This window comes from Spirillospora sp. NPDC047418, from assembly GCF_040643275.1.
Lineage (GTDB): Bacteria > Actinomycetota > Actinomycetes > Streptosporangiales > Streptosporangiaceae > Spirillospora.
On the sequence record NZ_JBEYTW010000031.1, the window covers coordinates 83,288 to 90,967 of the forward strand.

The 7,680-nt window shown below is 74.8% G+C and carries 10 protein-coding genes; 2 read left to right on the top strand and 8 right to left on the bottom strand.

The features are described 5' to 3' along the window. Positions 1-60: 60 nt before the first annotated feature. Positions 61-978, top strand: coding sequence for an MEDS domain-containing protein (locus ABZ806_RS20890; RefSeq protein WP_500218989.1), 918 nt, complete (start codon positions 61-63; stop codon positions 976-978). Next, on the top strand, positions 978-1,883 hold the full coding sequence (locus ABZ806_RS20895) for an anti-sigma factor RsbA family regulatory protein (RefSeq protein WP_500218990.1): 906 nt from the start codon (positions 978-980) through the stop codon (positions 1,881-1,883). The genes ABZ806_RS20890 and ABZ806_RS20895 overlap by 1 nt, the downstream gene beginning before the upstream one ends. Here ABZ806_RS20895 and ABZ806_RS20900 read toward each other — a convergent pair. The 8 genes from ABZ806_RS20900 to ABZ806_RS20935 form a co-directional block, all read right to left on the bottom strand. Continuing rightward, positions 1,880-2,350 (bottom strand): hypothetical protein, encoded by a 471-nt coding sequence (locus ABZ806_RS20900; RefSeq protein ID WP_500218991.1) that lies wholly within the window; start codon positions 2,348-2,350, stop codon positions 1,880-1,882. The genes ABZ806_RS20895 and ABZ806_RS20900 overlap by 4 nt on opposite strands. Then, positions 2,347-2,859: a SigE family RNA polymerase sigma factor gene (locus ABZ806_RS20905; RefSeq protein WP_500218992.1), complete on the bottom strand. Its 513-nt coding sequence runs from the start codon at positions 2,857-2,859 to the stop codon at positions 2,347-2,349. The genes ABZ806_RS20900 and ABZ806_RS20905 overlap by 4 nt, the downstream gene beginning before the upstream one ends. Before the next feature lie 16 nt (positions 2,860-2,875). After that, complete coding sequence (locus ABZ806_RS20910) at positions 2,876-3,337, bottom strand: hypothetical protein (protein WP_500218993.1); 462 nt, start codon at positions 3,335-3,337, stop codon at positions 2,876-2,878. Between the two features lie 203 nt (positions 3,338-3,540). Then, the gene (rdgB, locus tag ABZ806_RS20915; RefSeq protein ID WP_500218994.1) at positions 3,541-4,158 is read right to left on the bottom strand and encodes an RdgB/HAM1 family non-canonical purine NTP pyrophosphatase; all 618 of its coding nucleotides are present in this window, start codon (positions 4,156-4,158) and stop codon (positions 3,541-3,543) included. Beyond that, positions 4,155-4,874, bottom strand: coding sequence for a ribonuclease PH (rph, locus tag ABZ806_RS20920; RefSeq protein WP_500218995.1), 720 nt, complete (start codon positions 4,872-4,874; stop codon positions 4,155-4,157). The genes rdgB and rph overlap by 4 nt, the downstream gene beginning before the upstream one ends. A gap of 20 nt (positions 4,875-4,894) precedes the next feature. Beyond that, positions 4,895-5,644, bottom strand: coding sequence for an MBL fold metallo-hydrolase (locus tag ABZ806_RS20925; RefSeq protein WP_500218996.1), 750 nt, complete (start codon positions 5,642-5,644; stop codon positions 4,895-4,897). A 31-nt stretch (positions 5,645-5,675) separates the two neighbouring features. Beyond that, positions 5,676-6,590, bottom strand: coding sequence for a glutamate racemase (gene murI, locus ABZ806_RS20930; protein ID WP_500218997.1), 915 nt, complete (start codon positions 6,588-6,590; stop codon positions 5,676-5,678). A 147-nt stretch (positions 6,591-6,737) separates the two neighbouring features. Continuing rightward, complete coding sequence (locus tag ABZ806_RS20935; RefSeq protein ID WP_500218998.1) at positions 6,738-7,535, bottom strand: thioesterase family protein; 798 nt, start codon at positions 7,533-7,535, stop codon at positions 6,738-6,740. Between the last annotated feature and the right edge of the window lie 145 nt (positions 7,536-7,680).

A 7,680-nucleotide genomic window follows, 5' to 3' on the forward strand; every position in this document is an offset into this window, starting at 1 on the left:
TCCAAAACCGCTCCGGCGGCGTACGCTGAACAGATCCGCCTCGAACCCGATGGGCAGGCCATGGAGACACCCTGGTTCGCCAAGCGCCCCGTCAGCGCCGTCCGGCCCGGAGACCACGGCTGGCTGGCCTACACAGGCCCGGCGGAGCGCGACCGGGTCATCGGGCCCTTCCTGCGCGAGGGCCTGCTGACCGACGAGAAGGTCGTGTACGTCACCGACCTGCCCGCCGAGCGGCTCCCCGGCCTCGATCCCGCGGCCGGCCCGGGGATCGACATCGCCGAGGCCGTCCGCGCGGGCAAGCTGCGAGTCATCTCGCAGCGGGACGCGTGCCTCGACCGCGGCGGCACGTTCGCCCCGGCCATGATGCTCGACACCATCGGGCGGGAGGTCGACGAGGCGTTCGGCCAGGGCTACCGCGCGGTGCGCTTCACCACCGACTACAGCGGGCTGCTGCGGGAGGCCGGCTCCGACCTCGGCCGGATGCTGGGCTGCGAGAACCGGGTCGGCGACACCGTCTCGCCGAGCACGATGGCGATGGCGATCTGCCAGATCGACCGCCGCGCGTGCCCGCCCGACCAGCTCACCGCCCTCCGCGACACACACGAGGTCCTCGTGGAAGTGAACCCCGAGTTCGACGACGGAGTCCTGAAGATCGTGCGCACCTTCGAACCGGCCGGGCTGCGGATCGAGGGCGAGCTGGACGCCGCCCGGCACACCGTGCTCGCCGAGACGCTCATGCAGGTGGGCGCGCAGCGCGGCAGCGTCCACCTCGACCTGTCCCGGCTCGGGTTCATCGACCTCGGCGGGCTGAACCTGCTGGCCCGGCACGCCGTCCGGCTGCCCGCCGACGGGTCGCTCGTCCTCGACCACCTCCGGCCGAACGTGGAGAACCTCATCACCACGGTCGGCTGGCACCGGCTCCCGGGCATCGCCCGCGGCGCCGGGCGGGGGCTCCCCGAGACGGAGGACTTCACCTGATGACGCTGGAGCACAAGGCGTTCCTGTACGACGGAACCGACGACTTCCTGTCGGTGACCGCGCCGTTCCTCACCTCCGGGCTGGAACGCGGCCAGACCGTCGTCGCGGTGGCGCGCGAGCCCGGCCTGACCGCGCTGCGCGACGTCGTCGGAGAGAAGGACGTCACCTACATCGACTCGGCGGGCTTCTACCTGCATCCCGTCCGGACCCTGCGCGACTACCAGGCCATCGTGAAGCAGAGCGGCCCGCGCGGCGTGTGCGCGCTCGCCGAACCGGTCTGGGACGGGTGGGACGAGCAGCAGACCCTGGAGTGGATCCGGTACGAGTCGCTCATCAACGTCGTGTTCGGGGAGACCGACGCCCGCGCGCTGTGCCCCTACGACGCGGCGCTGCCGCCCCGCGTCCTCGCGGAGGCCCGGCGCACCCACCCGCTGCTGGCCCCCGGCCACGACGGCGAGAACCCCGAGTACATCGACCCGGTGACCTTCGGCGCGGGCTTCGACCGGGGCCTGCGCCCCGGCCGCCCGCACGACGCCGAGTACCTGCCCATCGACGGCGCCGACCTGCACGCCCTGCGCTCGTTCGTCGCCGAACGAGCCGCCCGGCACGGCCTCGCCGGGCAGTCCGCGCAGAACCTCGTCACCGCCGTCAACGAGGTCGCGGCGAACGCGCTGCAGCACGGCACTCCGCCGATCGGCCTGTGGACGTGGCGGCACGGCCCCGAGCTGATCTGCGAGATCGCCGACCACGGGTTCTGGCGCCCCAGCCCGCTGACCGGCTTCATCCCGCCCGACTCGGCACTGCAGAGCGGGTTCGGCCTGTGGACCGTCCGCCTCCTGGTCGACCTGATGGAACTGCGCGCGGGCTGGGACGGCACGTTCGTCCGCCTGTACAAGCGGCGCTAGCCCGGGCCGCCGGGCCGCGGCCTCGCGGTGGGCGAAGCCGGTGTGGCGGGCACGACGGGACGCGTGGGCCCGGGTTCGCCGGCCGACCGGTCCGGCGCGCTGGGGCTCGGCGTCGGCGCGGGTGGAACGGACGGCTCCGCGGACGGCTGTGCGGTCGGCTCCGCTGACGGCGGTGCGGACGGCGGCGCCGACGGTGGCGGCGCGGGCATGCCGGGCGGCGCCAGGGGCCGGGGCGGCTCCGGCCGGTGCCCGCCCGGCCAGAACAGGACGGCGGCCGCCACCAGCACGGCGGCGGTGACGGCGGCGGCCAGGACGGGGAACGTCCAGCGGCGCAGCACGCTCGTCCGGGCGGGCGCGGCGGCGTGCCCCGCGTCCTGGAACCGGCGGACGGTGCCGGCGTCCGCGTGGATCTCGTCGGCGGCGGCGCGGTAATGGTCGCCCAGCAGGGCGTCCAGGTCCTCGTTCACGCGCGGCCCTCCCTCATGTGCTCCCGCAGCGCGGCCATGGCCCGCGCGGTGTGGCTCTTCACCGTCCCCCGGGAGATCCCGAGCGTCTCGGCGATCTCGTGTTCGCTCAGGTCGCACCAGTAGCGCAGCACGACCACCGCCCGCTGCTTGGCCGGGAGGGCGCGCAGCACCTCGTCGAGGTCGCCCCCGGCGGCCCCCGGCGCCGGGGGCGCGCCCGCGAGCCGCTCCAGGTCGGCGACGGACCCGGCCGGGGTGTCGCGGCGCCGCGCCCGGCGCTTGTGCTCGTCGATGGCGAGGTTGACCAGGACGCGGCGCGTGTACGCCTCCGGGTCGCCGCCCGCGAGCCGTCCCCACCGCCGCGCGACCCGCTCGTAGGCGATCTGGAGCAGGTCCTCGGCGAGGTGCCGGTCGTAGACGAGGAACACGGCGGTGCGCAGCAGCCGGCCCGCGGTGGCGGCCACGAACTCCTCGAACGTGGTCTCCGCCCCGCGGACCTCCTGGGCGCTCAACGTGGACAGACCGCACCTACCCGCCGTGCGACGGCTTCGCCGGGGCCGGCACCGGCCGCGCGGTCGGATCGTAGCCCGGCGGCACGGGCGACGGGGACGCGGCCGGCGGCGCCGTCGGGTCCGCGGTGGGCGGCGGCGCCGACGGGACGGCCGTCGGCGGCGCGCTGGGCCGCGGGGTCGCGGCCGGCGGCGGGGCCGACGGGGAGGGCACGGCGGCCGGGGGCTCGTCGCAGGGCGGCGGCGACGGCACCGGCGTCGGGGGGCCGGGGCGGGGCCGGAACGTACCGCAGGTCGGCGACGGCACCGGCGAGGGCGGCTGCGCGGCGGCGGCGGCCGCCTCGCGGGCGGCGACGGGCTCCGCGTTCGGGGACGAGCCCGATCCGGCGGCCAGCCAGATCCCGGCGGCGGCGAGGCCCGTCCCGCCGAGCCCGGCCAGCACGAGCAGCGGCCCGCGGCGGATACGACGCTTGTCAGTCATGGAATGGTGCTCCTCGGGGGAGAAATCCTTACACCCCCGATAACCCCCGCCACCCGCCGCCGGGTTGTCACGCCCCCACGATTTCTCGCACCACTTTCCGATACGCACTCACCCAGGCGCCGGCGCACAGGCCCAGCGTGTGGGGCCGACGCCCAGGCCCGGCGTGCGGGGCGGGCGTGCGGGGCCTGGGCAGGGCGGGGGCGTCAGGGGCGGCCGGCGGACAGGGCGGCCGGGATGAGGGCGGCGAGTTCGCGGAACGCCTTGCCGCGGTGGCTGATCGCGTCCTTCTCGGCGGCGGACATCTCGGCGGTGGTGCGGGTCTCGCCGTCCGGGACGAAGACCGGGTCGTAGCCGAAGCCGCCCGTGCCGCGCGGCGCGCGGACCACCGTGCCGTGCATGCGCCCCTCGACGGCGCGCTCGGTACCGTCCGGGGTGACGAAGACCGCCGCGCACACGAAGGCGCCGGCGCGGCGGTCGTCGGCGACGTCGGCGATCTGGTCGAGGAGGAGCCGCAGGTTGGCGGCGTCGCGGTCGCCGGTGGCGGCGCCGAAGCCGCCCGACCAGCGGGCGGACAGGACGCCGGGCATCCCGTTCAGCGCGTCCACGCACAGGCCGGAGTCGTCGGCGACGGCGGGCAGGCCGGTGAACGCGGCGATCGCGCGGGCCTTCAGGAAGGCGTTGCCGGCGAAGGTCAGCTCGGTCTCGGCCACGTCGGGCGCGCCCGGGAACTCGTCCAGGCCGACGACGTCGAGGGAGCCGAGGATGCGGTGGAGTTCGGCGACCTTGCCCTGGTTGTGGGTGGCGAGGACGATCCGGCTCATCGACCGAGGGCCTCCTTCTGCAGCCGCGTCAGGTCGGCGCAGCCGCCGGCGGCGAGGTCGAGCAGCGCGTCCAGCTCGGCGCGGTCGAACGGGGCGCCCTCGGCGGTGCCCTGCACCTCGACGAACCGGCCGTCGCCGGTGCAGACGACGTTCATGTCGGTGCCGGCGGCGGAGTCCTCCTCGTAGCAGAGGTCGAGGCGGGCCTCGCCGTCCACGACGCCGACGCTGACGGCGGACACCGACGTGATCAGCGGGTCGCCCTTGAGCAGCTTGCGCTCCCGCATCCAGCCGACCGCGTCGGCGAGCGCCACATACGCGCCGGTGATCGCGGCGGTGCGGGTGCCGCCGTCGGCCTGCAGCACGTCGCAGTCGAGCTGGACGGTGTTCTCGCCGAGCGCCTTCAGGTCCAGGCAGGCGCGGATCGACCGGCCGATCAGCCGGGAGATCTCGTGGGTGCGCCCGCCGACCCGGCCCTTGATGGACTCGCGGTCGTTGCGGGTGTTGGTGGCGCGCGGCAGCATCGCGTACTCGGCGGTGACCCAGCCGAGGCCGCTGTCGCGCCGCCAGCGGGGCACCGAGGACTGGACGGACGCGGCGCACAGCACGCGGGTCCGGCCGAACTCGACGAGCACCGAGCCCTCCGCGTGGTCGAGCCATCCGCGCTGGATCCGGACGGGGCGGAGCTGGTCTGAAGCGCGATCATCGGGGCGGGCCATGCGGTCAACCCTAGCGGGCGCTACAGGGTGTACCGGGCCCCCACGCGGGCCAGCTCGATTTCGCCGTCGTAGCCCGCCGCCTTGGCCTCCTTGAGCGACATGTCGGCGTCGTTCCACGGCACCAGATGGGTGAGGACGAGCCCGCCGGCCCCGGCGCGGGCGGCGTGCTCGGCGGCCTCCCGGGCGGTCAGGTGCAGCTCGGGCGGATGGCCGGGCCCGTCCAGGAAGGACGCCTCGCAGAGGAACAGGTCGGCGCCCGCCGCCAGCTCGACCAGCTCGTCCGACGGGCCGGTGTCGCCGGAGTAGGCGAGGGCCTTGCCGCCGTGCTCGATGCGGAACGCGTACGCCTCGACCGGGTGCGGCATCAGCGCGGTCGTCACCCGGAACGGCCCGATCTCGTAGGGGCCGCGGCGCAGGAGATGGAAGTCGAACGTCTCCGTCATGCCCGGGTCGGGTTCCAGGTCGTAGGCGCGGGCCAGCCGGGCGGCGGTGTCGGCGGGGCCGTGCACCGGGATCCGCGGCGGCGCCCCGCCCGGCCGGTAGGTGCGCGCCACCCAGTACCCGCACATGTCCAGGCAGTGGTCGGCGTGCAGGTGCGAGATGCAGACGGCGTCGATCTCGTAGATGGAGCGGAAGCGCTGCAGCGACCCGAGCGCCCCGTTGCCGAGATCGAGGACCAGCGCGAAGCCGTCCGCCTCGATCAGGTAGCTGGACGCGGGGCCGTCCGGCCCCGGGAAACTGCCGGAGCAGCCGATCACAGTGACCCGCACGCTCACTCCTCCTCTTAGAGTCCCCGAGGAATCAGGTGGTCAGTGCCTCGTCCGGCACGGCTTCGTCCGACACGTCCCCGCCCGGTGCGCCCCCGCCGGACGCGCTCCCGCCGACCGCTGCCCCGTCCGGCGTCGTCTCCACCGAGCCGATCTCCGGCCCGAGGAAGCGGCGGCCGAGCTCGGCGAACACGACGGGGTCGCCGGTCGCGCGGAACCGGTGCCGCGGCCGGGGCGACGTCCCGGCGCGGGCCAGCCCCCGGTCGTGGAGCACTCGGTACACGTCCTTGGCGGTCTCGTCGGCGCTTGAGACCAGTGTGACCCCGTCTCCCACCACATACGAGATAACGCCCGTCAAAAGGGGATAGTGCGTGCAGCCGAGGATGAGGGTGTCGCAGCCCGCGTCGATGATCGGCGCCATGTACTCGCGGGCGGCCTCCAGCAGTTCCCCGCCCATCGTGACGCCGGCCTCGACGAACTCGACGAAGCGCGGGCAGGCGGCGCTGACCAGCTCGATGTGCGGGGCGGCGGCGAACGCGTCCTCGTAGGCGCGGCTCGTCACGGTCGCCTGCGTGGCGATCAGCCCGACCCTCCCGTTGGAGGTGGCGCGGGCCGCCCGCCGGGTCGCGGGGTTGATGACCTCGACGACCGGGACGTCGTAGCGCTCGCGGGCGTCCCGCAGCATCGCCGCGCTGGCGCTGTTGCAGGCGATCACGAGCATCTTCACGCCCTCGTCGACCAGCTGGTCCAGCATGTCGAGGGCGAAGGCGCGGACCTCGGCGATCGGGCGCGGCCCGTACGGCTGGCGGGCCGAGTCGCCGAGGTAGACGATCGGCTCGTTCGGCAGCTGGTCGAGGATGGCACGTGCCACCGTCAGCCCACCGAAACCGCTGTCGAAGATCCCGATGGGAGCGTCTGGGAGGCCGTCCCCCCGGGATGGATCTGACATGGTGCACAAGGCTAGGCGACAGGGCCCCGCACAGGTGCGTCATGCGTCGGACATCACACCGTAACGCTCCGGAAAACCGTCCAGGTCAGCGGATGCGCGAGCGTTCCGGATACCCGGTGCGGCGAAACGCCGGAGCCGGCGGCCAGGTCAGGGGCGGGTGCGGGGGACGCGGGCGATCTGCCGGCTCTGCGCGACGAGCCGGCCGGCGGTGTCCCACACCTCGACCTCCTCGTCGAACCAGCCGTCGGCGAGCAGCCGCCCGGTGCCGTGCACGGCGAGCCAGCCGGGCGCCGGGACGGCCCGCATGTGCCAGGTCAGCTCGACGGTCGGCGCCCAGCCCTGCGCGCCGAGGTTCAGCGCGACGGGCGGCAGCGCGTCCACGGCGAGCGCGAGGGAGTAGCCGTCGATCTCGTAGCCGTCGGCGTGCCGGAACCAGGCGCGGATCTCCGGGCTGCCGCTCGGCTGCCCGTCGAGCCAGCCCATCGTGGTGCGGTCGAAGCGCATGTCGACCGCTTCGGCGAAGCCGCCGCCGCCCGTCGGCGGCCGGAAGTCGGTGCACTCCTCCACCGGCGGGACGGGGACGGGCGGCGCCGCCCCGGCGAAGGCGGGCTCGGCGGCGGCGTCGAGGGTGCCGGTGGTGATCAGCGCGTCCACCACGGTCCGGCCGTCCTGGACGAGGGAGACCAGCGCCGAGGCGGCCGTCCGGCCCTCCTTGCGGGACTCGACGACCACCTGCGCGGGGCCGGCCTTGGCGACGCGGTGGAAGTTGGTCGCGGTCGAGATCGGGTGCGCGTGCGGAGAGGCGTCCACGGCGGCGCGGCCGAGCACGGCCATCGTGTAGCCGCCGTTGATGGCCTCGCCGATCGCGTAGCCCGCGTCCAGGACGGCCTCGTACCGGCCCTCGCCGACCCGCCGCACGGCGGTCGCCTCGCCGAACCCGCTCATCCGCACACTCCCACGTAGCCGGGCCACCCCGGTTCTAGAATCACATTCGAAAACGAACTCTACCCCGCCCCCCACACCCCACCCCCGCCCCCGGCGGCGCTTCGTTGATCTGCGGCGTGTTGTTGTTATGGCGGGCCGGATAACA